The sequence below is a fragment of the Bacillus sp. IT-79MI2 genome (genome assembly GCF_949768135.1).
GTDB classification, from domain to species: domain Bacteria; phylum Bacillota; class Bacilli; order Bacillales; family Bacillaceae_G; genus Bacillus_A; species Bacillus_A pseudomycoides.
The window spans coordinates 111,155-136,695 of record NZ_CATKPV010000045.1 but is presented as its reverse complement, the minus strand read 5'-3'; the positions used below and the strand labels follow the sequence as shown (position 1 = coordinate 136,695).

25 protein-coding genes and 3 pseudogenes are annotated in these 25,541 nt (G+C 35.1%); 16 read left to right on the top strand and 12 right to left on the bottom strand.

The features are described 5' to 3' along the window. Positions 1–27 precede the first annotated feature (27 nt). Positions 28–1,059: a YdcF family protein gene (locus ACM6HU_RS04180; protein ID WP_077295712.1), complete on the bottom strand. Its 1,032-nt coding sequence runs from the start codon at positions 1,057–1,059 to the stop codon at positions 28–30. 947 nt (positions 1,060–2,006) lie between these two features. Between ACM6HU_RS04180 and ACM6HU_RS04175 the strand changes: the two genes are divergently transcribed. Next, positions 2,007–2,240 (top strand): spore germination protein, encoded by a 234-nt coding sequence (locus ACM6HU_RS04175; RefSeq protein ID WP_088094368.1) that lies wholly within the window; start codon positions 2,007–2,009, stop codon positions 2,238–2,240. A gap of 46 nt (positions 2,241–2,286) precedes the next feature. Here the strand turns inward: ACM6HU_RS04175 and cydB are convergent, their stop codons facing one another. Both cydB and ACM6HU_RS04165 read right to left on the bottom strand, forming a co-directional pair. Beyond that, positions 2,287–3,315 (bottom strand): cytochrome d ubiquinol oxidase subunit II, encoded by a 1,029-nt coding sequence (gene cydB, locus ACM6HU_RS04170; RefSeq protein WP_414848002.1) that lies wholly within the window; start codon positions 3,313–3,315, stop codon positions 2,287–2,289. Next, positions 3,305–4,651: a cytochrome ubiquinol oxidase subunit I gene (locus ACM6HU_RS04165; protein WP_016116788.1), complete on the bottom strand. Its 1,347-nt coding sequence runs from the start codon at positions 4,649–4,651 to the stop codon at positions 3,305–3,307. Before ACM6HU_RS04165 ends, cydB begins: the two co-directional genes overlap by 11 nt. Before the next feature lie 224 nt (positions 4,652–4,875). On the opposite strand from ACM6HU_RS04165, the gene ACM6HU_RS04160 reads away from it, so the two are divergent. Beyond that, the gene (locus ACM6HU_RS04160; RefSeq protein WP_016116787.1) at positions 4,876–5,439 is read left to right on the top strand and encodes a beta-class carbonic anhydrase; all 564 of its coding nucleotides are present in this window, start codon (positions 4,876–4,878) and stop codon (positions 5,437–5,439) included. Here the strand turns inward: ACM6HU_RS04160 and yidD are convergent. Then, entirely contained in the window at positions 5,436–5,672 is a 237-nt protein-coding gene (yidD, locus tag ACM6HU_RS04155; RefSeq protein ID WP_016116786.1) for a membrane protein insertion efficiency factor YidD, read from the bottom strand. The genes ACM6HU_RS04160 and yidD overlap by 4 nt on opposite strands. A 128-nt stretch (positions 5,673–5,800) precedes the next feature. On the opposite strand from yidD, the gene luxS reads away from it, so the two are divergent. From luxS to ACM6HU_RS04120, 7 genes and pseudogenes are all read left to right on the top strand, one after another. Next, positions 5,801–6,274: an S-ribosylhomocysteine lyase LuxS gene (gene luxS, locus ACM6HU_RS04150; protein ID WP_016116785.1), complete on the top strand. Its 474-nt coding sequence runs from the start codon at positions 5,801–5,803 to the stop codon at positions 6,272–6,274. A 590-nt stretch (positions 6,275–6,864) separates the two neighbouring features. Beyond that, on the top strand, positions 6,865–8,046 hold the full coding sequence (locus ACM6HU_RS04145) for a galactokinase (protein ID WP_016133320.1): 1,182 nt from the start codon (positions 6,865–6,867) through the stop codon (positions 8,044–8,046). 151 nt (positions 8,047–8,197) lie between these two features. After that, positions 8,198–9,703: a UDP-glucose--hexose-1-phosphate uridylyltransferase gene (gene galT, locus ACM6HU_RS04140; RefSeq protein WP_016116783.1), complete on the top strand. Its 1,506-nt coding sequence runs from the start codon at positions 8,198–8,200 to the stop codon at positions 9,701–9,703. After that, entirely contained in the window at positions 9,700–10,746 is a 1,047-nt protein-coding gene (locus tag ACM6HU_RS04135; RefSeq protein ID WP_016116782.1) for an aldose epimerase family protein, read from the top strand. Before galT ends, ACM6HU_RS04135 begins: the two co-directional genes overlap by 4 nt. Before the next feature lie 24 nt (positions 10,747–10,770). After that, the gene (locus tag ACM6HU_RS04130) at positions 10,771–11,760 is read left to right on the top strand and encodes a LacI family DNA-binding transcriptional regulator (protein WP_016116781.1); all 990 of its coding nucleotides are present in this window, start codon (positions 10,771–10,773) and stop codon (positions 11,758–11,760) included. Positions 11,761–11,835: 75 nt separating this feature from the next. Then, positions 11,836–11,919 (top strand): annotated as a pseudogene (locus ACM6HU_RS04125) (QacE family quaternary ammonium compound efflux SMR transporter); the annotation flags it as partial. Between the two features lie 125 nt (positions 11,920–12,044). Beyond that, positions 12,045–12,467: a DUF5412 domain-containing protein gene (locus tag ACM6HU_RS04120; protein ID WP_016116780.1), complete on the top strand. Its 423-nt coding sequence runs from the start codon at positions 12,045–12,047 to the stop codon at positions 12,465–12,467. A gap of 91 nt (positions 12,468–12,558) precedes the next feature. On the opposite strand, the gene ACM6HU_RS04115 is transcribed toward ACM6HU_RS04120, so the two are convergent. The 4 genes from ACM6HU_RS04115 to ytzI are packed head-to-tail and all read right to left on the bottom strand — an operon-like array spanning position 12,559 to position 13,451. Beyond that, positions 12,559–12,786 carry a DUF3953 domain-containing protein gene (locus tag ACM6HU_RS04115; RefSeq protein WP_016116779.1) on the bottom strand — a complete coding sequence of 76 codons (228 nt, stop codon included), beginning with the start codon at positions 12,784–12,786 and terminating at the stop codon, positions 12,559–12,561. 25 nt (positions 12,787–12,811) lie between these two features. Further along, complete coding sequence (locus ACM6HU_RS04110; protein WP_016116778.1) at positions 12,812–13,042, bottom strand: DUF3953 domain-containing protein; 231 nt, start codon at positions 13,040–13,042, stop codon at positions 12,812–12,814. Between the two features lie 27 nt (positions 13,043–13,069). Beyond that, positions 13,070–13,300, bottom strand: a complete 231-nt coding sequence (locus ACM6HU_RS04105; RefSeq protein ID WP_016116777.1) for a DUF3953 domain-containing protein — start codon at positions 13,298–13,300, stop codon at positions 13,070–13,072. A gap of 1 nt (position 13,301) precedes the next feature. Continuing rightward, a complete protein-coding gene (gene ytzI / locus ACM6HU_RS04100) occupies positions 13,302–13,451 on the bottom strand; it encodes a YtzI protein (RefSeq protein WP_016116776.1) in 150 nt (49 codons plus the stop codon). Positions 13,452–13,559: 108 nt separating this feature from the next. On the opposite strand from ytzI, the gene ACM6HU_RS04095 reads away from it, so the two are divergent. The 3 genes from ACM6HU_RS04095 to ACM6HU_RS04085 all read left to right on the top strand — a co-directional run bounded on the left by ACM6HU_RS04095 (position 13,560) and on the right by ACM6HU_RS04085 (position 17,294). After that, complete coding sequence (locus tag ACM6HU_RS04095; protein WP_016133319.1) at positions 13,560–13,877, top strand: hypothetical protein; 318 nt, start codon at positions 13,560–13,562, stop codon at positions 13,875–13,877. 85 nt (positions 13,878–13,962) lie between these two features. Then, positions 13,963–14,442: an antimutator 8-oxo-(dGTP/GTP)ase gene (gene mutTA, locus ACM6HU_RS04090; RefSeq protein WP_003202680.1), complete on the top strand. Its 480-nt coding sequence runs from the start codon at positions 13,963–13,965 to the stop codon at positions 14,440–14,442. A gap of 746 nt (positions 14,443–15,188) precedes the next feature. Then, a complete protein-coding gene (locus ACM6HU_RS04085) occupies positions 15,189–17,294 on the top strand; it encodes an N-acetylmuramoyl-L-alanine amidase (RefSeq protein WP_275857272.1) in 2,106 nt (701 codons plus the stop codon). A gap of 455 nt (positions 17,295–17,749) precedes the next feature. Here ACM6HU_RS04085 and ACM6HU_RS04080 read toward each other — a convergent pair whose 3' ends face one another. The 4 genes from ACM6HU_RS04080 to ACM6HU_RS04065 form a co-directional block, all read right to left on the bottom strand. Beyond that, the gene (locus ACM6HU_RS04080) at positions 17,750–19,096 is read right to left on the bottom strand and encodes a SpaA isopeptide-forming pilin-related protein (RefSeq protein ID WP_088093788.1); all 1,347 of its coding nucleotides are present in this window, start codon (positions 19,094–19,096) and stop codon (positions 17,750–17,752) included. A 634-nt stretch (positions 19,097–19,730) separates the two neighbouring features. Then, entirely contained in the window at positions 19,731–20,537 is an 807-nt protein-coding gene (locus ACM6HU_RS04075; protein WP_016116768.1) for an ABC transporter permease, read from the bottom strand. After that, entirely contained in the window at positions 20,530–21,294 is a 765-nt protein-coding gene (locus ACM6HU_RS04070; protein WP_006096294.1) for an ABC transporter ATP-binding protein, read from the bottom strand. The genes ACM6HU_RS04075 and ACM6HU_RS04070 overlap by 8 nt, the downstream gene beginning before the upstream one ends. Before the next feature lie 11 nt (positions 21,295–21,305). Continuing rightward, positions 21,306–22,310 (bottom strand): ABC transporter substrate-binding protein, encoded by a 1,005-nt coding sequence (locus ACM6HU_RS04065; RefSeq protein ID WP_016116767.1) that lies wholly within the window; start codon positions 22,308–22,310, stop codon positions 21,306–21,308. Between the two features lie 120 nt (positions 22,311–22,430). Here ACM6HU_RS04065 and ACM6HU_RS04060 point away from each other — a divergent pair, with 120 nt between their 5' ends. The 4 genes and pseudogenes from ACM6HU_RS04060 to ACM6HU_RS04045 all read left to right on the top strand — a co-directional run bounded on the left by ACM6HU_RS04060 (position 22,431) and on the right by ACM6HU_RS04045 (position 25,260). Next, the gene (locus ACM6HU_RS04060) at positions 22,431–22,727 is read left to right on the top strand and encodes a DUF3986 family protein (protein WP_006096292.1); all 297 of its coding nucleotides are present in this window, start codon (positions 22,431–22,433) and stop codon (positions 22,725–22,727) included. A 52-nt stretch (positions 22,728–22,779) separates the two neighbouring features. Then, positions 22,780–22,971, top strand: a pseudogene (locus tag ACM6HU_RS04055) (metallophosphoesterase); the annotation flags it as partial. A 19-nt stretch (positions 22,972–22,990) separates the two neighbouring features. Next, positions 22,991–23,176, top strand: a pseudogene (locus ACM6HU_RS04050) (YwbE family protein); the annotation flags it as partial. Positions 23,177–23,442: 266 nt separating this feature from the next. Further along, positions 23,443–25,260 (top strand): acyltransferase family protein, encoded by a 1,818-nt coding sequence (locus ACM6HU_RS04045; RefSeq protein ID WP_016116766.1) that lies wholly within the window; start codon positions 23,443–23,445, stop codon positions 25,258–25,260. Positions 25,261–25,541 lie beyond the last annotated feature (281 nt).

Here is a 25,541-nt window from a genome sequence, read left to right as displayed (position 1 = left end):
TTCGTAAGGATGGCTTTTCTTTGTAAATTAATTAATTAAAAAGCTTAGGGCAGATAATAAGACAGCGAACCCTAAAATAACACCTACAACCTTAATATGACGCTTACGCCCCATAACAACAATCGCAATATATTCTCGAATCATCGCATTTGGCCAATAGTAGAAAGCAGTTTTTGAACCAATTCCTTGGCTATTGAGTCCTGCTTGTCTTGCATATAAGCCAGCACGGAATAGGTGGAAGTTGTTCGTTGTAAAGATGCTTTTATATTTATCTGGCTTTAATGAATCCATAATTTGTTTTGAAAAGAGCATGTTTTGATACGTATTTACGGAATGATTTTCTTGTATTGTATGCTCGATAGGAATACCTTTTTCAACAGCGTACTTTTGCATTGCTTCTGCTTCAGGAAGATTTTCATCGGGTCCTTGTCCACCTGAAAAAATAATTGTGGGCGGAGAAGCGACAGCTGCTTGTTTCCAGTAAAAATCAATTGCCTTATTAATTCTGCTTGCTAAAAGCGGTGGTACTTTATCATTAATTAATCCGCTACCAAGAACGATAATGAAATCTTGATTACGTCTTGGTCTGTTGAATTGATAAAGGAAATAGGCGGTTAAGAAATTTGATAAGTGTATAAAGAAATAGAAAATAATAAGAGATATTGCACCGAAAATAGGCTGGAAATGCGGAGAGAAAAAGCTAGCCGGATTAATGATAGGTATTATTAAAAATAGTAAAATAAATATACCTAAAATTAAAGTTAAGCAATTAGAAAAGCGTCGTCCTTCTTTTCTCATTAGTGTTTTTGCATTGAGAAACAACCCGACAATTAAGGCGATTATACCAAAGGGAAGCATAAAGAGAAGTACTAATAATGGTATCGCAACAAATGGTTGGATATTCGGGTTATTTGCTTTGACAAGTAAATAAAGGCAAAAAACTAGAAGTGAGCAGAAAAACATATTAAATAAAAATCCGTTTATTATTCTTCTAGGATCTTTTATATAAAAGAATAGAAAAATAATGAGTAGAGTAAGCGTAATAAATCCAAAAAACATGACTTTTGTATACACCTCAGTTTTTATATGATTGTTATAAAGTTCCACTTATATATTACATTATCTAAAAGAATATAGTTAGAAAAATAAATGTTTAGAAATTTCTCAATAAACAATATAGATAAATATGATAAAATATATTCAAAGCGATATATTAAGTAAAGTGGTTTAAATTAGGGAAAGGCACTCTTTGGAGTGTCTTTTTTCTTTTTATCCTGCTATTCGCGGGCAGTAAGACCCCCACCCAAAAGTTCAGCGAAAGTAAAGGAGTTAGGTAGGGGATAAACTGTACGTACAAGTCTGATGGTAAGGGCAAATAATCAGTGAGGGATGAAGAAAACATCCACTGATGGAAGTTTCACTTTATGCTGTAGATCATATGTAATTATGCATATTGGTTTTATTTCAGGTGAAAAAAGGAAAGGAATCAATTACACTGTGATTTGTGGGTACATTCTATAAAGCAGAATTTTTCATATAATGGTTCATCTCGATTCTTTTGCATCTAACAATCTTGTAACAATCATGGATTCTGTTTTATAGGGTATGTTTACGTATGATGGGAATAGGGTTTCAACATATAAAGGCAATATAAACAAGTAGGGGCGCCTCTTTGGGAGGCGTTTTTTTTTTGTGGAAAGGCACTTTTTTACTATCATTATAGGGAAAAATATCTATACTAAACATTAGCAATCTTTCGTATAAATATTATCAATTTACGACACACTCGATTCATGTAAAATGAATTGTGAAAGGGTTTTCTTTTTCAAAACATTACCCCTAATAAATGTTTGAAGAAGTTAAATATCTCTTCATACTAGTCATTCATGCTTACAAAAAAACACTCATTACGGGTGTTTTTTTGTTTTGAATTGAAGGAGAGCTTTTTCTTTTTTTTTTAAACATGCTATTTTTTTAGGCTCTTTTCATAAACTGAAAATAACACAATGAAGGTGAGTGATACGATGCCTGCTGTTATTGATGGTGTAGTTATTGAAAACTGTAATGGTTCAATTAATTTAGGGGATAAATATAATGTACATCCAATCGAACAAACGAAAGCATATAACGGTTCTGGATCGTCTAATGTAGGATTTAGTGTGAGAGCTTTTAATGGAATTAGTGCTACAGATGTGTATGATAAAGATGTGAATGATCAAGGGATACAATTTACGCTATAAGCTTTAAATGAAAAAAGACGCTCCTAAGCGAGCGCCTTTTTTCATTCTAGTGATATCCTTTTGCAGAGTCTTTATGAATTTTTTCTTTGAAAATCGTGTAGCTCCATAATTGATATCCGATAACGATTGGTACCATTACCATTGCGACGAAGAACATGATTTTTAAGTTTAGTTCACTGCCTGCTGCTTGGTATAACGTTGTACTATATGCATCGTTAATGCGTGATGGCAACATTCTTGGGAACATGCCTGCAAAGCCAGTTGTCATAAACATGGCAATTGTTAAGCATACAAATGTGAATGCAAAACCAATTTTATGTTTGTAAACCATAATGATCGCTAAGACACTCATTAACATTGCTAGTAGCGGAAGAATGAACAGTACAGGATATTCCGTAAAGTTTTGGAATAAGTTTGTACTGTTTGCAGTTGCTACATAGAAGATGGCTAAAATGATCGCAGCTGCCATTGAAAATGGTTTTGCAATTTTATAAGCGCGATCTGATACTTCACCAGATGTTTTAATCATGACCCAAAGTGCACCGGATACAACAAAGATTGCAGTGAAGAAGAGACCGCCTAAAATACCGTAATGGTTTAATAAGCTGAATAATGTTCCTTCATAGCCGTCTTTTCCAATTTGCAGACCGTAATAAAGGTTTGCAAATGTAACACCGAATAAGAAGGCAATCAGGAAACTACCAATTGCAAACGCCCACTTACAAGTACTTTGCCAAATTGGTGAATCATCCTTATGCATAAATTCAAGCCCAGCTGCACGAGCGAAAAGAGCAAGTAATACTAAAAATAAAGGTGTATATAAGTAGCTAAACATATTTGCATATGTGATTGGGAAGGCAGCGAATGTTGCACCGCCTGCTGTAATTAACCATACTTCGTTACCGCCCCAGAACGGTCCAATTGCTTCTTGCATTTGATTTCGTTCTTGCCGGTCTTTGGTAACGAACGGGAAAATCATTCCGTTACCAAGTGCATAACCGTCGAGAATAAAGTAAACCGTCCAAATCACGCCCCATAAACCAAACCAAATGACTGCAAGCATATCATGAGACATGAGCTGCACCTCCTTTAGTAGGTTCTTCTAATGCTGCTGGTCCTTTCTTAGCAAATTTCAGCATGAGATATACATCGGCAATTAAAAGTAATGTATAGAACAATACTAAACTAAGTAATGAGAACCAAATTTGCGGTACAGAAATTGGTGAAACTGATTCTGCTGTTCGCATCAGTTTGTATACTGTCCATGGCTGACGTCCCGCTTCAGCAACGATCCACCCAGCGTTAATCGCAACATATGGAAGTAAGACAGACCACATTGTAATTTTTAAGAAACGTTTTGAGTTTTCTAGTTTTCCTTTGCGGCTTAAATAGAAACCAAACCATGTAAGTGCCATAAAGAATGTGCCAAGTGCAACCATTAAACGGAAGCTGTAGTAAACTAGATTTACGTTTGGACGTTCGTCCTTTGGAATATCTTTTAAACCGACGATTTTTCCATCAAATGAATTTGTATAGAAGAAGCTGCCGAGTTTTGGAATTGTTAATGCTTCGAAGTTCTTCTCATTTTTCACATCGGGAATTTGGATGATTGAAAAGCCTTGACCTTTACCAGTTTCCCAAACAGCTTCCATTGCTGCACCTTTTGCAGGTTGCATTTTCGCTGCGAAAGCACCGGATTCGTGACCGATGAAAGGTGTTGCAGTTGCGGCGAATATTCCTAATACTAACCCAAACTTAAATGATTTCTTAAAGAACTCCACGTCGTTTTTACGTAATAAATGATACGCACTAATTGCCATAACGAAGAAAGAACCCACGATATAACAACCAACAACTGTGTGGAAGAACATATGCCATGCATATGGGTTTGTAACAAGTGCCCAGAAGTTATCTAATTCAGCACGGCCATTACGCACCACGTAGCCAACAGGGTTTTGCATAAAGCCGTTCGCTGTAATAATCCAAAGTGCGGAAATATTTGTTCCAAGCGCAACCATCCACATACAAAAAGCACGGAACTTTGGTGAAATTTTATCTTTACCGAATAACCAAATTCCCATGAAGGTAGATTCTAAGAAGAAAGCAACAAGTGCTTCGATTGCAAGTGGTGATCCGAAGATGTCCCCCATATATTTCGAGTACTCAGACCAGTTTGTTCCGAATTGGAACTCCATCGTAATACCGGTTATGATTCCCATTACGAAGTTGATCGTAAATAGCTTACCCCAGAAATTCGCCATTTTTCGATACGTTGGATTTAATGTACGTGCATATTGTGTTTCCATACACGCTACTAAAATAACAAGTCCGATTGTCAAAGGTACAAACAAAAAGTGATAAAAAATAGTAATTGCAAATTGAAAACGACTCAGTAACAGAACGTCGGACATAATAAAGATTCACTCCTTTTTAACATTATCTACATTTAGTTTATAGTGGAAACGTGAGTAAAGTATGGGAGAGTTGTTACAGAGCTGTGTGTATATTATGAAAGAATTATGTCGGTTGTCTGAAAAATTATATATTTGCAATAAAGTAATATCCTTTTGGGATTTTTTAGATTTTGGTACACTTAATAAATAGTTTATATAAAGGAAAAGGGGGTCTTTTTACTATGAAGTCATTAGAAGAGATTTTGCAGTATAATGAAAAATTCGTTGAAGAGAAAAAATATAAAGAGTATGAGGCAGGAAAATTCCCGAATAAAAAAATGGTAATCATTTCTTGTATGGATACACGTCTTGTTGAATTATTGCCAAAAGCAATGAATATGCGTAATGGTGATGTGAAAATTATTAAAGTAGCGGGCGCTGTTATTTCACATCCATTTGGAAGTATTGTGCGTAGTGTATTAGTTGCTGTGTATGAACTTGGGGCAGATGAAGTATGCGTTGTTGGTCATCATGACTGCGGTATGGCAAAAATTCAGGCGAGCAGTACAATTGAAAAAATGAGAGAGCGTGGGGTAACGGAAGAAAAATTAGATACACTTCGCTATTCTGGAATTGATTTACAAAGATTTTTACAGGGGTTCTCTAGCGCCAAAGAAAGTGTAGAGCACAGCGTTTCAGTACTTCGTAACCATCCGTTACTTCCAGCAGAAGTACCTGTTCATGGTCTTGTGATTCATCCTGACACAGGAAAATTAGATTTAGTTGTAAATGGCTACGAAGTTTAAGAATTTACTTTGTCATCCTTTTTATCTGGGACAGGATCAAATCCTCCTGGATGAAAAGGATGACATTTTAATAGGCGCTTTAGTGTGAGCCAAAAGCCTTTGAAAGCACCATGTTTTTGAAATGCCTCTAATCCATAATGAGAACATGTTGGATAAAAGCGACATGTAGGTGGTGTCATCGGGGAAATAAACTTTTGATAAAAGCGTATGATGCCAATAAAAATCTGTTTCATAACGGTCTCCTTTTCAGCATATTCTTTTAGTATTATAGCACGGCTATACATAATACTTTACTAATCTAGATATCCGTTATATCATATTGGATATAACGGAATTAAAATTAAAGTGGGAGAGATGTTTTATGCCATCAGTAGAGAGCTTTGAATTAGATCATACGATTGTAAAGGCACCTTATGTAAGACATTGTGGTGTTCATAAAGTAGGTAGTGACGGTATTGTTAATAAATTCGATATTCGTTTTTGCCAACCAAATAAACAAGCGATGAAACCAGATGTCATTCATACGTTAGAACATTTATTAGCATTTAATTTACGTAAATATATTGATCGTTATCCGCATTTTGATATTATCGATATTTCACCAATGGGTTGTCAAACAGGATATTATCTTGTAGTAAGTGGTACACCAACAGTGCGTGAAGTAATTGACTTATTAGAACTCACATTAAAAGATGCGGTTCAAATTACAGAAATTCCAGCTGCAAACGAAACGCAGTGCGGTCAAGCGAAACTTCATGATTTAGAAGGAGCAAAACGCTTAATGAATTTCTGGTTAAGCCAAGATAAAGATGAGCTTGAGAAAGTATTTGGTTAATAGATGAAAAAGCTGCCTGTGAAAAGGCAGCTTTTTTAGTTTTTGTATATGGCATATGTTGTCGAAGCGCCGATATATGAGAAGGAAAAAGTTATTTTTTAAAGAACATCGGAGGCGAGCTCACAAATAAAAACTTAGCAGGTTTCTCCGTATGATTAAACCAATTATGAGAGCTTGAATCATCATATTTAACTTTTATTGTCAAATCAAATTAAGAAAATATACTTTGTTTTTACTTTAATCGAATAAAAATAAGCCTCTTTATTTACTCCAGCATCATTAATAAAATTAGCTAATGGATTAGCAGTTAAATGATCGTTTTTCTGAAAAACAGAGGGCATGGTTTTTAGTTAGATGTTCTTTCGTGGTCTCCTATGTATATTTTTCAGTCTAGTTTAAAATATAAAGTAAAAACGTGTAGTGTTTTTTACTAAAATATATAGCGATATGCTAATGTTTTTCACTAAAAATTTTTTGACTTTTTTGAATTTTTTTAGTAAAAAGATAATAGGTCTTTGTTTTTTAGTAGAATGAATTCGGAGTTAGGATGGAAAACCTTTTTAGTTCGTATTACATAAGGGGGCTTTTAGATGATATATAACCAGTTAATGGAGAGTTTTAAGAAAATATTTCATCAAGAGGAGTATCGTACTTTCTTTGCGCCTGGTCGGATTAATTTGATTGGAGAACATACTGATTATAACGGAGGAAATGTGTTTCCATGTGCCATTACTTTCGGTACTTATGCGTTAGCAAGTAAACGAGATGATACGTTAATATGTGCCTATTCATTGAACTTCCCCGAAAAGGGTGTTATTTCATTTTCTTTACATGAATTAGATTATAAGCAAGAACATGATTGGGCGAATTATCCAAAAGGTATGATTCGTTATCTCATAGAAGCTGGATATAGCATTGATTCAGGAATTAACATTATGTTTTATGGAAATATTCCCAATGGTGCGGGATTGTCATCATCTGCCTCTATTGAGCTTGTAACAGGGGTAACGATGGAAGGATTATCTCAATTCGAATTAAATCGTATAGAACTAGTTAAAATTGGTAAAAAGGTGGAGAATTATTTTATCGGTGTAAATAGTGGCATTATGGATCAATTTGCTATTGGGATGGGAAAAGCAAGATATGGGATGTTATTGAATTGTCAAACACTGAATTTCACGTATGCGCCACTGCAGTTGGATAACTACAAGATCATTATTATGAATACGAACAAGCGTCGAGAACTTACGGCTTCTAAATATAATGAGAGAAGAAAGGAATGTGAGCAGGCACTTGCAAATTTGCAAGTGATAATTGATATAAATTCCTTAGGAGAAATAACTGAAAAAATGTTTGAACAATATAAGCATGTAATTAAAGAAGATAGCTTAAGAAGAAGGGCTAAACATGTTGTGTATGAAAACTGCCGAACATTGCAATCTGTAAAAGAATTAAAAGAAAATAATATAAAAGAATTTGGAAGACTGATGAATGAATCTCACTGTTCTTTACGTGATGATTATGAAGTGACAGGACGAGAACTAGATGCATTGGTTGAATCAGCTTGGGAACAAGAAGGGGTTATAGGAGCACGTATGACAGGTGCAGGGTTTGGTGGTTGTGCGATTGCAATCGTTGGGGAAAAATATACCGATCAATTTATTTGCAACGTTGGACAAAAGTATAAAGAAATTATCGGTTACGAAGCGACATTTTATGTTGCTGATATTGGAGATGGGGCACGAGAGTTGCAGAGAGAAGAAATGCAATGAATGGCAGGTTTCGTGCTTGTATAGCAACTCGTAGAGCAAAGTTCAATGTAGTAGTTACAGCTAATGTGTAACTATTTTATTTTTTTTATAGTTTAGGATGGGTATGAAAATAATCCAAATGGATATAACGATTCAGCGGAGGGAAAGTATCATGAATGTTTATCAAGTCATTGAGCAACTTATAAAACGGGCATGTTCACTTCGGTTTATCGAAAGAGAAGATGGAATTTATATAAGAAATCAAATTCTTCACCTTCTTCATTTAGAGCGTTTTGAAAAGCAAGAAAGTAAAGCGGAAGAAAAAGAAATAACAGATTTACTAGAAGATTTAGTTCAATATGCGAGTGAACAAGGAATTATCGATGATTATTCTTATAATAGAAACATATTAGCGAGTCAAATTATGAACTGCTTCATGTCAAAACCATCGACTATTAATCAATGTTTCTATCAATATTATGAGTGCCATCCAGAACATGCGACAGATTATTTTTATGAATTAAGTCGAATAAGCAACTATATTCAAACGAAGCATGTTCAGAAAAATATTAGTTATAAAGCCAATACAGAGTATGGAGAATTGGACGTTACGATTAATGTATCTAAGCCAGAAAAAGATCCAAAAGAAATTGTAAAAGAAAATGTAATACAGAATACGGATTATCCGAAATGCTTGCTTTGCATTGAAAATGAAGGATATGTGGGTAGAATTGATCATCCGGCACGTTCTAACCATAGGATGATTCGAATGGAATTATTAGGAGAGAGATGGTACTTACAATATTCCCCTTATGTATACTATAACGAACATTGTATTGTGTTAGCAGAAACACATCGGAATATGGAAATAAATCGTCAAGCTTTTGAAAGATTACTTTCTTTTGTGAAACAGTTCCCTCATTATTTTATTGGCTCTAATGCGGATTTACCTATTGTAGGTGGATCCATTTTATCACATGATCATTATCAAGGTGGGAAATACGAATTTGCAATGGCAAAAGCAGAAGATGATTATGTATTTCAATTAGATAGATTTTCGGGGGTTCAATGTTCAGTAGTGAAATGGCCTATGTCTGTTATTCGCTTAAAAGGTAAGGATTCTAATTTATTAGTAAATGTGGCAGAGTCCATTTTGGACAAATGGAAGCAATATAGCGATTCATCTGTTCATATTTACGCAAGTACAGACGGGGTGCCACATAATACGATTACACCTATTGCTCGCAAGCGAAATAAACAGTATGAGTTAGATCTTGTACTACGCAATAATCGCACAAGTGAGAAGTATCCTTTTGGTATTTTTCATCCGCATCAAGATGTACAACACATTAAGAAGGAAAACGTCGGTTTAATTGAAGTGATGGGATTAGCTGTACTTCCAGCAAGGTTGAAATTAGAGTTACAAGAGGTAGAACGATATGTATTGTATCAAGACAATAGTGTAGCGGAATATCACAAACGATGGGCAGAACAACTGAGAGAGCGGTATAAAAAGGAAGCGAATGAAGGGGATATTCACGATATTGTTCAAAAAGAGTTAGCCGCTAAATTTTTAAGGGCATTAGAAGATGCTGGGGTTTTCAAACGAAACGATGAAGGAATAGCTGCATTTAAACGTTTTATACAAAGTTTAGAGGAGCCGAAGATAGGGATATGAAAGTCTTTCAAAATGTATTTGGTAAAGTAAATGGAGAAGATGTGTACGCTTATACATTAAAAAATGACAAGGGTATAGAAGTTACGTGTTTAAATTACGGTTGTGTAATTACGAAAATCATTACTCCTGATAGGAAAGGAAATTATGAAAATATCGTTTTAGGTTTTGAAGAATTGGAAAACTACGAGAGATATTCCACGTACTTTGGAGCGGTTGTAGGAAGAGTGGCTGGCAGAATCAAAGGTGCTCAATTTGAGTTGGATGGTAACACATATACGCTAGTGAAAAACGAGCAAGAAAATCATCTTCATGGTGGTTTTAAAGGATTTAGTTATATTGTTTGGAATGCTAAAATAATAAAAAATGAGAAGGAAACCGGGATTGAATTTACTTATACTAGCCTTGACGGAGAAGAAGGATATCCAGGAACTGTACATGTAAAAGTGATCTATACGTTAAATAACGCGAATGAATTTTTGATTCGTTATGAAGCGCAGTCAGATAAAACGACCATATTAAACGTAACGAATCATACGTATTTTAACTTAAGTGGCAATTTAAAACGGGATGTCTTACAGCATACTTTAAAAATGAATAGTGATCAGTTTCTAGAATTAAACGAGCAATTATTACCAACGGGTGAAATATTGGATGTAATAGGTACGCCCTTCGATCTCCGAGCAGGAAGACAAATAAAAGAGGGAGTATATTCTCGCTATTATCAAAATGAATTAGTAGGAAAAGGATATGATCATCCTTTTCTTTTGAATAGCAACTACGACCAGGAAATCATATTATGGGATGAAGAAAGTGGTCGTAAATTAGTTGTGGAAACAGATGAGGTTGGGGTAGTTTTGTATACAGGAAACCAATTACCAAGTGATTTTGAAATATGTGGGGTACAATCCAAAAAGTATTTAGGGCTTTGTTTAGAAACGCAAGGATTGCCTGATGCCATTCATCATCCGAATTTCCCTTCTTACATTTTAAATAAAAATCAATTATTCTCCTCCTCAACGAAATATACGTTTAGGATTGAATAATTGAGAAGAGTAGGTGAATCAGGTATGGCAACGATTAAAGATATAGCAGAGAAGGCAGGCGTATCCATTGCTACTGTTTCTCGGGTGTTAAATAATGATCCATTACTTTCTGTCAGTGATGAAACGAAGAAGAGGATATTTGAGGCAGCAGAGGAGCTTTCTTATAAGAAGCGTACAAATCGTAAAAAAGAATTACCGAAAATTGCTTTGGTTCATTGGTATACAGAAGAAGAAGAGCTTAACGATTTATATTATATGTCCATTCGTTTAGGAATAGAAAAAAGATGTGAACAGCAAGGTTTGAAAATTGTAAAACTTTTTCATAGCCAAATGGAAGAGTTGATGAAGGAAAACATTCAAGGCATGGTTGCAATAGGGAAGTTTAGTGACCGAGAAATAGGTTTATTTGAAACGATAACAAAAAACATTGTATTTGTAGATTATTCTTCAAATGAAGATATTTTTGATGCCGTTGTGGTAGATTTTGAAAAGGTAACAATGAAGGTGATCGATCATTTAATAGAAAAGGAACATCAAAAGATTGGATACATAGGAGGACGGGAAACATTTAAAGATCAGACTTCCGAAATTGAAGATCCAAGGGAACGTGCCTTTATAAAATATATGAAGGAAAAAGAATTATTTTATGAGAATTATATATACACGGGTCAGTTTTCAGTAAACGATGGTTATTTATTAATGAAGCAGGCGATAGAAGAGCAGCAGGATCAGTTACCGACGGCTTTTTTTGTTGGAAATGATGCGATGGCAATCGGATGTTTGCGGGCATTACATGAATGTGAGATTCCTGTTCCAGAAAGAGTAAATATAATTGGTGTAAATGATATCAGTATTTCTCAGTATCTTTCTCCAGCGCTCAGTACAGTGAAAGTATATACGGGGCTTATGGGAGAAACGGCAGTGGATTTATTAATGGAAAGATTTTCAGGACGGAATGTAGCTAAAAAGGTAATCTTGTCAACGAAATTAAACATTAGGAAAAGTAGTTTTTAGTAAATGAATAAATGAAAAAAGAAATTCCTGCTTATTGAAACAGGAGTTTCTTTTTATAGGGAGAATAGTATTGACTTCACCGAACCGAAAAGTGCTTTTCGTATATTTTGCATTGTTGGGATTATGGGGACGATTGCGGGGCTTAAGCTGGTGAGTTGAACGAATCGTGCTTTTACTGTCCTAAAATAGCGGGATAAGTCTTTTTTTGGGGGATATTAATTGGTTATTGTGTGGTGTAATATGGTTTTAAAAGGATTATATTCAATATTATAGGGGATGATTGAGTGGACGATGCAAAAATTCAAATCAAAAAGACAAAGAGGAAAGTAGCATTGGTATTATTTGCTGCGCTAGTAATAATCATTGGCTTCGGATATTGGAAATTTTTTAGTTTGCAAGGCGTTCCGAAAGGAGAAGTGATTCGAACTGTGAAATCCCCAGATGGAAAACATGTTATAAAAACTTATTTTCATAATGGCGGGTCATTAAGTGCAGATGCTGTTAGAGGAGAGCTGGTTAATCTTAGTTCCGCTTCCACCAAGAATATATATTGGAACTATCCAGATACAGATCCATACATTGAATGGATAGATAAAGATAGAGTTAGAATCGGAGATCAAACGTTAGATATTTCAAAGAAAGAAACCTATGATTGGCGTGACGATGATAAGCATATAAAAGAATATCCAAAACAGTTTGTTCAATAAATGGGATAGAACGATTTTGATCAAATAAAGGACAAGAGTAATGAAAAGAGCTATCTTTTCTACATTAAGTGGGAAGGTGGCTTTTATCTTTTTAGTGTAAAAGTATTGAGATTACAATAAAGAAGATAAAACCAGAAACCAAAAAAGAAGCAACCCCTAATGTTTTTCTACTCGCTTTCATTTCAGAAATGCCCATGATAATGAACATACATGCGAGTGAGAGTTGCATGTAAGGAAGTACATCAGTTTTTGTAAAATAGTAATACCCTAAAAGAACGAGTGTCAGTAGTCCGAAAAAAACACGTAATTCAGTTAGCATTGTGTCCCTCCTTCAAAAGCTAATATTAGCGGAGAAATTCTGATATAGCGATGAATAAAACGGCAGCTCCAACTAGAAAACAGATCGTTCCACTTACTTTCTTTTGTTCACGTAATTCCTCAATACTCATAATGAAAGACATTAAGCCTAAAGCAATGAACATATAAAGCATAATGCCTCTGTTATCTGTGATAAAACTATAGATAGACAAAGCTAATGCAATGAGTGCAAATGTAATTCGAGCGATTTTTAGCATATTAATCCCTCCGTAAGAAAATAGTCGTTACATAATATACTTTACTGCGAGAACAGCCCACACGAAAATTCCTGCCACCATACAGGTCAAACTTGTGCTTGGGTCTTTCTTTTGTATTTGTTCAATCGCGATTATAAATATTAAGGCTCCTAAGAAAAATTGTGAAAGAGTAAGAAATGAATCATTATGTGTAAATAGACTGTACAAGGATACGATAATGACAATGAAAGCAGTTAAGAGGCGGAGTATACGAAGCATATTATTGATCCTCCTTTTTATTTGCCAGATAAGGATTGTCCTCTGGTTTATCAACCGAATGTTTATATGAATAGCCCTTATTAATCGTTAATACAGAGAGTACCAATACGAGAATGACAATAATGACGCCGATGATTAATATTTTTAACATCCAGTTCCTCTCCTTTTCTTAATTTTACCATTAAACGAAACTTTACTTTACATAATTTTGTAATTGTTGAAAATAATAGAAAGAAAAAGGGTGAAAGAAGGGCGTTATATGGATAATAAGAAAACTTACTATATATCAGTAGGAAATGGTCAGATCTCGCAGGTGAAAACGGCAGATACATATAGCTTTGAAATCCAGGCAAATGATGAGGAAATTACCCAGCTTCGGGAATACTTCGATCAAGCGTATCATGAAGATCTTGGCTCTTTTGTACGTTCGCACGTTCCGTATGTTGAGTATCATCATGATTCGAATAATGACCGGTATGATGAACAACTGCAGAAAGCCTATGAGATGATTTATGATTTAGGGAATCATGAAACGAAAGAATTAGTCGCGCAAATGGGAATAATCAATGGATTGTAGTTGGATAACATTATGCATATGAATGAGAATTGTGCTACAATTTGTGGTAGGAAAAACTTGTAACCATCTATAGGGGAGTAATGGCATGTACAAATTTAAAGATTATTACCACAACACTGTACAATTATCGTTTGAACGTTATCCATTTTCTCCTGAGCCAAAGCATGTTTGGGTTGTATGCCGGTACGGGGATCAATGGTTATTAACGCATCATTTGCGCCGCGGTCTTGAATTTCCAGGTGGCAAGGTAGAGCTGGGGGAAACACCGGAAGAAGCAGCAGTTCGAGAGGTTCATGAAGAAACCGGTGGTATTGTTTCTGATTTAACTTACTTAGGACAATACAAAGTATCTGGAAAAGACAAAATAATCATTAAAAACATTTATTTCGCAACAATTAGTGCAGTAGAAGAACATACGCACTACGAAGAGACAAAAGGGTCTGTTCTATTAAAAGAAATCCCGGATAACATTAAAACTGATAGGAAATTTAGCTTTATTATGCGTGATGATGTATTAGCGCGTACGATGAAACATATAGAAGAACTCGGCTGTTTTACGAAGTAAAGGGGCCGGGTTCTTTTTGTTATTAAAATTATATTTGTTCCTTCGGTATATATTCCGGCGGAGTATGTGTAATGTAGTGCTACCAATATATATTCATGGAAAAACTTATATGGAGTGTTAAAAAAGATAGAAACAAATTCACGATATGTATCATAGAGTGACTTTATATAAAATGAAGACAAAATAGTTATTTAATAAAAGTAAATTAATTTTTTTCCTGACCCCCTTAAAATGGTGTACTCATTCGAATTCTATAATAGAAAAATGATTTAAGGGACCTTAACATAAAAAGAAGGTTTGTGCGTATAAGTATATGCCTTACATATATGCATTAAAAATACAAAGAGTTATAACTAATACTATTACATGCAATCAAAAACTCACTGGATTAACCGAATAATATATTGTCTTAATATTATTCAGTTAACAAAAAACTTAAAAAGGAAAAATTATCTTTTTAATTGCATTTAGAATGTTGGTATTATAACATTAGAATTAAATTGAATTATGAAAATTAGTGTATGGTAACACCTAATCCTAGTGGATTTTGAGAACTTGACTTATGGCAATCTCCAAACTAAAAGGCCCTATGTAGTCATATCGCGCTACATAGGGCCTTTTAGTTTTGGGGCTGCTTTTTTTGATTTCATATGTTTATAGAAATCAAATGTTGAGTTTTTAATTATCTTGCTAGAATTAGATCTTTATATTTTTAAATCAAGTGGATAAGGAAAGGTGAACTACACATGTTGAAGAAAACTGTAGTAGCTGTTTTAACATTAGGCTATGTGCTTAGCCCAATGCAAGCTTTGGCTGAAACAGAGAATGAACAGCTACCTTTGGAACAAAAAATTAGTACTGAGAAACAAGAACAATCTAAACAGGGCAATCAATTACTACCCGAGCAAAAGAAGCAAGAACAAGAAATTAGTACTGAGAAACAAGAACAATCTAAACAGGGCAATCAATTACTACCTGAGCAAAAGAAGCAAGAACAAGAAATTAGTACTGAGAAACAAGAACAATCTAAACAGCAAGATCAGCTATTACCTGAGCAAAAACAGCAAGAACAAAAGACAATACAGCAAGATATAACCAAGCAGCCTGGGACAGCAGGGGTAAAAAGTGAGCAACCACTAGGTACTAGTGAAATAGAAACGAATCAAACTACTGTTAAAACAGTACAGGCAGCACCTAAAACACAAGGAGGTTGGGTGAATAGAGATAATAAGTGGTATTATATTCAGCCAGATGGAAAACAGAAAACGGGTTGGCTGCAAGAAGGGACTACTTGGTACTATTTGCAACAAGATGGAGCAATGAAAACGGGCTGGTTACAGGAAGGGACAACCTGGTATTACTTGCAAAGCAATGGAGCAATGAAAACGGGCTGGTTGCAGGAAGGGACAACCTGGTATTACCTGCAAAGTAGTGGAGCAATGAAAACGGGCTGGTTACAGGAAGGAACAACCTGGTATTACCTGCAAAGTAGTGGAGCAATGAAAACGGGCTGGTTACAGGAAGGAACAGCCTGGTATTACCTGCAAAGTAGCGGAGCAATGAAAACGGGTTGGTTACAGGAAGGAACAACTTGGTACTATTTAGAAAGCAATGGAGCAATGAAAATAGGCTGGTTGCAGCTTGAAGATAAAAAATATTACTTCGAAAGTAATGGAGTAATGAAGACAGGCTGGCTACAGCTTGGGGATAAAAAATATTATTTAGAAAGCAGCGGAGCAGCGAAAACAGGTTGGCTGCAGCTTGGGGATAAAAAATATTACTTCGAAAGCAATGGAGCAATGAAAACAGGTTGGCTGCAGCTTGGGGATAAAAAATATTACTTCGACAGTAATGGAGTAATGAAGACAGGCTGGCTACAGCTTGGGGATAAAAAATATTATTTAGAAAGCGATGGAGCAGCGAAAACGGGCTGGCTACAAGAAGGAACAACTTGGTACTACTTCCAAAATACTGGTGAGATGAAAACGGGCTGGTTGCAGGAAGGAACAACTTGGTACTATCTGCAAAGCAACGGAGCGATGCAAACAGGTTGGCTACAGGAAGGAACAACTTGGTACTACCTGCAAGGAAACGGAGCGATGCAAACAGGTTGGCTACAGGAAGGAACAACTTGGTATTACCTGCAAGGCAATGGGGCAATGCAAACAGGTTGGCTACAGGAAGGAACAACTTGGTACTACCTGCAAGGCAATGGGGCAATGAAAATCGGATGGTTAGAAGAGAATGGTAAAGTATACTATTTTGATACAAATGGTGTTTGGATTGAAAATCCAATCATATTCGGTAAAACAATTATAGTTGATCCAGGACATGGTGGATATGATTCAGGGACATTATATGAAAATATATACGAAAAAACGATTGCCCTGCAAGTAGGTTTGAAGTTAAAGAGTTTATTAGCTCAGAGTGGTTCAAATGTTGTGATGACACGAGCAACAGATATCTTTATTCCATTAGGAGATCGTGTTCATATTTCAAATGAAAACAAAGCAGATATTTTTGTTAGTGTGCATGTAAATTCAGCCGATGCGACTGCAGCAGAAGGAATTGAAACGTTATATAATTCTGAACACCCAAAAAGTAAAGAAGCACTTACTTTAGCAAATGCTGTACAGAATGCTTTAATTAAAAATACAGGTGCTAAAAATAGATTTGTAAAAGATCGACCAGAACTTCGTGTGTTAAAGGCGGATAATAGTGCACCACCTATATTGGTAGAAACAGGGTTTTTATCAAATCCTAATGAAAGAGTAAAATTGACTTCTGACAAATATCAAAAGGTGCTGGCACAATCTGTGTTTGAAGGAGTTCTAAAATATTTTTCTAATTAGAGGTAGCGTAACATCGCTAGTAAGCTAGGAAAAAGAAATACACTCTTAAAATGAAAAAACGCCATTCTTTCTCTAGAATTATAGGAAAGGATGGCGTTTTTGTCTCTGATGAATTACAACCTTAGCTTGATAGCGATGGGGCAGCACCCCACATCCATCAACTTAAGCATTTAGGCTATTCTTAAAGTTAAAAGCACGTTACTATTATCTGTGTTCTTCTTCATATATTTGCACCAGAACCCTTTGTCTTTTGTCTTATTATTATTCAAGTAAGATTTTAGACTATTTCTTGTATGCAAAAAAACGTTTAGGTATATTATATAGCTTTTTCATAATTGTATGTATTGAAAGCGTTTTCATTTATGGGAATTATTATAATCTACATTTTTCACAAAACATTTCTTAGCATATTTAACTTTAAGCATTGGTAACAAACCCCTTATTGTTTATAGTTTTTAACTATGATTTTTTCTTATTTTTAATATATAGATTCCTAAAATAACAAATCCTAGTCCTACAAACGGGTCAGTTGGAAACTTCGTTCCTGTTGATGGCAGGTGATGCTTTTCCTTACTTGCAGGATCATTTTCTATTGTGTGCTCTTTACTTTGTATATCATAAGATTGTTTAGCACTTCCATATGTAGCATGCACTTTTTTAATTTCCAGGCCACTTGTTATTTTTTGATTCTTTATTTCTATTTCTGCTATCTCGCCAGTTTTTACTTCCATTTTTTTTATTGTAGGATCAAGTACATAACCCTCTGGAGCCTGAATTTCTTTTACAACATACGTACCAATAGGAAGTTTATTTAATGTAGCAATCCCATTCTCAGTTGTAGTGATTTCTTGTCTAAAATCGCCATTTTCACTTACAACCTCAAACACTGCCCCTTTTAAAGCTTCTCTATTTTCTCCTACCTTCATAATTTTTAACGACCCTAAAAATTCCCATCTTACTACTATATCTGTACTGCTTTTTTCACTCATTCTTGGTAATAGAGCAGTTGTATTTTGAATTCTTTGTTGGCCATCAAAGGTAACTGCTTGTAAGCTCTGCAATTTTGCATTTACTCTTATCTTGAAATTTCCACTTGTTGCGTTTTTGGGAATCATAACTTTAAATTTTTCCTCTATAGAGAATTCATTCTTTTTTTCACCTTGTTCATTTATAATTTTAACTCCTTCTGGTGCGCCCTCCATTTGAACTGAGTATACTCCAGATACTGCATTTGATTGAACTCTATATAAATTTGTTTCAAAAAATTCCCCATTTTGCTCTACAGTTTGTTTTCCAGTAGGTATTACGTTCAAATATGTTTCCTGAACTTCAGTACCTTTAGAAGCTTCTTCTAACAAATGTTTTACAAGGTTATATACCTGTTGGTTTTCTGGCTTTGAATCGGCAATTTCAATTTTTTCAGATGCAATCCAGATAGCTAGTTGAGTTGCATAGTAGGCTTCCTCTTTTGTAGAAACTCCTAATTCAGCCGGCGTTTTTTGAGGGTATCCATAAAGTAAGACACGATATACAAAATCATTCTCTTTTCCAATTTCAGAAAGATCATCTCCATTAGGTGAATTCAGATCAGGTGATAAACAATATGCAACATCTTTTGATGACGTTCTTAGTAAGTCTGCCTTTATCTTTACTTTAGTATCTTTGAATTTAATATAATTCCAGTTCATTTGAAACTTTTCTTGATGTATTATCTCGGCTGCTGCTTGTGGAATAGAAACCCCTAGCAACATAATGATTAAACTTATAATTCCAAACCATTTTGTTAACATCCTGCGTTTCATTTCATTCCCACCATTCATCAAATTTTCAGGAAAAACCTTACATGCTAATTGTATTTGCTGTAAAAGAATATTGGTTTGATTATTCAGAAAATTATAGGTATAAATAATGATTGTGTTATAATTTCATATTTTCTTATAATCCTTATCGCTTAATCTGATTTGCAATATTTGTTAAAGGTACTACTTACTTAACTAAATGTACGGGAGTAAATATTATTCTATACTATTAAAAACTAATTCAAAAAATCAATTTTTAGAATTTAAATCTATGTATTTAAAAATAAATACACTTAACAATCCACCTATTAAATAAATGTTTTTTCTATTCAATTTACCTTCACAAAACTCCTGTCTGTATTTTCGGAAAATTTAGCTATATTTTACATTTATTATATTAAGAGAATACATGGCTTGCAATTCTTTTTTTTATGCAATATTGCATAAAAATTATTGTTGTTTTATGTTATAATATTTCATTTATATATATTTGTGAGAGAATATACTTCTCAAAAGTAAAATAATTTTAATCCTTTATCACTCTTTTAGCTGTTTATATACATTAATAAAAAAGCTATAATTTCTTAAAAATAATGGTATAAAAAAGAAAGAACTGACCCAAGTATTTTGTTTGGAGTCAGCTTCTTTTTTTCTTACCTATTAATAGTTTCTCGAATCCTTCAACAAACACATACATAAGAGTAGCAAGTGCACATGTCAGTAATACACTCAGCAGTACAAGCGTAAAGTTAAATACTTGGAATCCGTAGCTAATTAAATAACCGAGTCCTTGTTTGGAAACAAGAAGTTCACCGAAAATAACACCAACCCATGATAATCCAACGTTTACTTTTAAAGTTGAAATGATAGCTGGAAAGGAAGACGGTAAAATAACTTGTTTATAGCATTGCCATTTATTTGCGCCGAATGTATCCATTACTTTTATATAATTAGAATCAACTTCTTGAAATGCACTGTAAATAACAAGAATGGTGATAATGATGGAAATGATAACTCCCATTGCGACCGAAGAGGAGATGTTTGGGCCGAAAATAACGATAATAATCGGGCCAAGTGCTACTTTTGGCATTGCATTTAACACAACAAGGTATGGGTCTAATACGCGAGCTATAAGCGGTATCCACCAAAGAACGGTTGCGATAATTGTTCCGAGAACTGTACCGAGAATAAAACCAATACCTGTCTCAAGCAGTGTCGTCCACATGTGAATCCAAAGTGATCCGTCTCCCCATTTACTTACAAATAACTCCCAAATACTTGAAGGTGAGCTAAAGAGTAAAGGATCGATCCACTCCTGTTTACTGGAGATTTCCCATAATGTAAAGAAGAGAATGAGAAGTAAAAATTGTAAAGAGGCAGCTGTCCAAGTACGCTGACGCTCTTTTTTTCGAAACTGTTTGTGTAATTGTTTTATATTATCCAAGGCGCTCCAGCTCCTTCCATATGTCTTGAAAGAGGGCTGGAAAATCAGGGTGGTACCTTGCTTGTAACGGTGGTAGGGAGCGAATGCTTTTTGGTACTGAAAATATTTTTGCGATTTTCCCAGGGTTTGCTTGAAGCAAGTAAATACGATCACTCATTGCGATTGCTTCTTCAATGTCATGTGTGACGAGAAGAGATGTTTTCTTATACTTGTGTAATAAAGAAAATACGAGCTCCTCTAATTTTAATTTCGTTTGATAATCAAGAGCTGAAAATGGTTCATCAAGCAACAGGATTTTTGGATTTGTTGCAAGTGTACGAACGAGTGCTGCCCGTTGGCGCATACCACCGGATAGTTCCCGAGGGGATTGCTTTTCTACGCCTTGCAAGCCGACTTGCTTTAAAAGTTGTAAGGTATGTTCTTTCGTTTCCTCTCCATATGTTTTTGTAATGTGCAGCCCAAGCATTATATTTTCTTCAATTGTTTTCCAGGGAAACAAGTAATCTTGTTGGAGCATATATCCCATTGAAGAAGTTGATTTTGTCACTGGCTCATCTTCTACAAAGACAATACCTTCAATTGGTTTTAATAGTCCTGCAATAATAGAAAGAAGCGTTGTTTTTCCACAGCCGCTTGGGCCAAGAAAGGAAATAAATTCCCCTTCTTCTACGTGTAAGTTAATATCTTCGAGGACGAGCCGGGCATTTTCTTTTGCAAAAAAGCAGTGGGAAACATTAGATATTTGTAAGAAACTCATCGTATTCGCCTCTATTTCTTAATAATGCTTTCGGCAATTTTTGTATCGACGAGCGCCTCATGCGGAACTTCTTTTTGTAATTCTCCAGCTTCTTTCATAATTTTTTGTAGTTGTTTCCATTCTTCCGCGTCTAATAATGGATTCGTCGCATACGAATGTTGCTTTTTGTAGCGCTCGATTACTTTTACTGTAATATCTTTTGAAGTATCTTTAAAAAGTGGTGTAACAGCCTCGGCAATTTCTTCTGGACTATGCGTATCAACCCATTGTTGTGCTTTATATAATGCACGTGTGAATTTCTCCGCTGCTGCTTTGTCTTTCTTTAAAAAGCTTTCTTTTGCCATAAATGTTGTGTATGGAACAGTTCCAGATTCAGTACCAAAAGAAGCAACGATATAGCCCTTTCCTTCTTTTTCAAAAATACTCGCTGTTGGTTCAAATAACTGGACAAATTCGCCTGTACCAGACGCGAAGGCATTAGCGATATTAGCAAACTCAACATTTTGAATTAAATTTGTATCTTTGTGTGGATCAATGCCATTTTTCTTCAAAACGTATTCCCCAACCATTTGCGGCATACCACCTTTACGTTGACCAAGGAAAGTAACGCCCTTCACATCGTTCCAATTAAAAGAGTCTAATTTTTTGCGAGAAACTAAAAATGTACCATCAGTTTGCGTGAGCTGAGCAAAGTTAATGACCGGGTCTTTTGCTCCTTGCTGGTGAACATAAATGGATGTTTCAGAGCCGACAAGTGCAATGTCAATTCCACCAGATAACAGCGCAGTCATGGTTTTATCGCCACCAGCTGTCGTTTGTAGGTCGATATCTAATCCTTCGTCTTTAAAGAATCCTTTTTCAATCCCAACATATAACGGTGCGTAGAAGAGGGAATGTGTAACTTCACCAATGCGAATTTTTTGCACTTGTTGCTTCGCATCGTCTTTTTTACTACAAGCCACAAACGTAAAAACAGTAAGTACAAGTATACAAAAAACAGCTATAAATTTTTTCAAAATGTGACACCTCCTAGAAATGAATCTACTGCCATAGTATGTAGGTAAGTGCCTAGATGTGAGTGGATATAGAAGGAATTTTTTGGATGATAAAGAAGTACAAATATAAGGGGTGATAAAATGAAATATGAATATGATGATAGCATGCATTTACATCTTGATTATTTTGGAGATGAATTTGATGTGGAATCGATTGCTTATAAAAGAAAACATGAAGATGTGTGGGATGTATTTTTTAACTTTGCTTTTTATGGGATTCCGCTAGTACAGGTACAGGAAGATGAATTTATGGATGACTATTCCGGGTATCGCGTTTTTTCTGTACATGCCAATGACTTAAGCTGGGAATTTGGAAGTGCTAAGTTTGAAGAATGGCTTTTGGAACATCGTATATTAGAGAAATCAGTGCAGAAATAGAGTGATTGACTTTCTCGTTTTGTTACTGATAGTTGTAGCAGGATTTATGATATTACAGCTTCCGTTCATAGGTTCTATGATTACTACTTCACTAGCAAATAAATATGTAGAAGGGCTTTATTCATTGGAAGGAAAGAGTAAGCCATTACAGTTGTATGTGAATCGTGGTATTGGTACTACTAGAATGCCGGTACGGTTTTTAAGTAAGCCGGAACTTTCTGTTTTTTCATTAAAGAGAACAAGCACAGTCGGTACAAACAAGTGGAGACAAACCAACAAGATCACAAATCTCAGTTGGTTCTCATGTAGAGATTGTATTGGATAGTGATCGTAGTAAACGTGTTAGCGGTGTTGTAAAAGATATTTTAACAAACACGGAGACGCATACATACGGTATTAAAGTACGATTACAAGATGGGAAAATTGGTAGAGTTCAGAGTGTCGGTTAATAAGAAAGGAGGTTATCCTAGAAAGAGAATTTTTAGGATAACCTCCTTTTTTACATGAAAGTTCATAAATGAGACTATTTCATGTTAATACATAACATGGTAAAATTTTAGTTACTGTGCATGCAATCATAAAAATCGAGTGTGTTTGTTAATAGGTTTTGTAATATTTTGATTCGGTTCATATTTTTTAGAGATAATACATATTGATAGAGTTTTATATTGTAAATATTCACGTAATTTTAGAGAAATACGGGGGTGACTGGCGGATGCCCGAACCATTAAAGAAAAGTAGTCGCTATATGGTTGGATTGGACAGTCTAAGGGGTCTAGCTATACTAGGCGTCATTTTATATCATATTAATTTTAATTGGATGCCTGGAGGATTCCTAGGTGTTACTGTATTTTTTGTACTTTCGGGTTATTTAATTACAGATATTCTAGCTATAGAATGGAAAAGAAATAAGAGGATTGACTTGAAGAAATTCTGGCTCAGTAGGGCAAGGAGATTACTTCCTGGAATGCTTGTCATGCTTGTAATTGTTTTAGCATGGATTACAATTTTTCATAGTTCTTTGCTAGGAAAAATGCGTGGGGATTCGCTAGCAGCTTTATTATATTTCAGTAACTGGTGGTATATTTATCATAAATTATCGTACTTTGATAGTTTTAGCCAACTTTCTCCACTGAATCATTTTTGGTCGTTAGCTGTTGAAGAACAGTTCTATGTAATTTGGCCATTTATTATTAGCTTGGCGTTTCGTTACATAAAAAAGAAATCACATATCATTTTATTCATTGTTTTAGGGGCAGCTGCTTCTGCACTAGCAATGGCAATTCTGTATGAACCAGGAATTGACCCAAGCAGAATTTATTACGGCACTGATACGAGAGCTTTTTCCTTATTGATTGGAGCGGCACTTGCCTTAATTTGGCCGAGCAGTAGGCTTGCAAATAAAATTATTCCACAAGCACGTCTTATTCTTGACGTAGTTGGAGGAATTGCTCTTATTATTATCCTCGTTATGTTTTGGAAGACGAATCAATATGATCCGTTTCTATATCGCGGAGGAATGGTCATTTTATCAATTGCTACTGCCTTATTAGTGGCGAACCTTGCTCACCCAGCTAGCCGAATTGCTCAATTTTTAAGGTTTAGACCACTGCGTTGGATGGGAGTACGATCGTATGGGATATATCTTTGGCATTATCCGATTATCACGTTAACGACTCCGAAGGTAAATGCTGGAGAGTTTTCGCTTACAAGAGCAATTCTTCAATTTTTACTTATTATAGTAGCTGCACAAATTTCATGGAAGTTTATTGAAAATCCAATCCGACAAGGGGCATTGAAGAATATTCGCTCTAGGAATTGGGGAATAAAAAACTTAGCATTAAGTGGTAAGCTAGCCTTAGTATGCGCACTATTCGTTTCTACGACCGCTGTTTTTGGATTATCAACAGCTAGTAAAGCGAAGGATAATCCTCAAAAAGATAAGGTGGAAGCAGTACAAACGGAACAAAAAGAAAAACCGAAACATCCAGTGGCAGTTAGGGAAAAACCAGCTGATGAGCCACCTCAAAAAAAAGAACAACAAGAAGCTGCTGCGAAGCCTAAAGATCCTCAAACCGTTACAGCTGTAGGTGATTCCATTATGATTGACGTCGCCCCGTATTTGAAAAATTCATTTCCTAATATTAGGATTGATGCAAAAATTGGTCGACAACTATCTAAAGCAATTCCTGCGGTGGAACAGCTAAAGAATGAGGGGAATTTAGGGAATCATGTCATTATTGGATTAGGTACAAATGGTGCCTTTACAAAGGATCAACTCGTATCATTAATAAAAGTGATTGGGAATGAACGTAAAATTATATTAATCAATACGAGGGTACCACGTCCGTGGGAATCATTAGTGAATGAGAAGTTAAAAGAAGTAGCATCGGCTTACAAAAATATAACACTAGTCGATTGGTATTCAGCAAGTGCTGATAATAAGGCATACTTTGAGCCAGATGGTGTGCATTTAACGAAAACAGGTGCAGAAGCATATGCTGCGCTTGTAGCAAAAGCGGTGAATCAATAATTTGATTTGCATCACACTTTGACATAACTTCAAAGTGTGATGCAATAGATTGATTGAAATCAAAAAAGAACTTGTAGATACGCTACAAGTTCTTTTTGACTTATATTTAATAACGGGGTAGCCAGACAAAATAGTTCAAACACAAAGAACGGGGAGTTCTCTTTACAGTTAACCTGACAAGTTCAGTATATAACACATAATATCGTTTTTTAGTACATATTATTGAAAATTATGTGACTTATCAAATTGATAAGTCGGGGTAAACTTTTTCTACATTATTT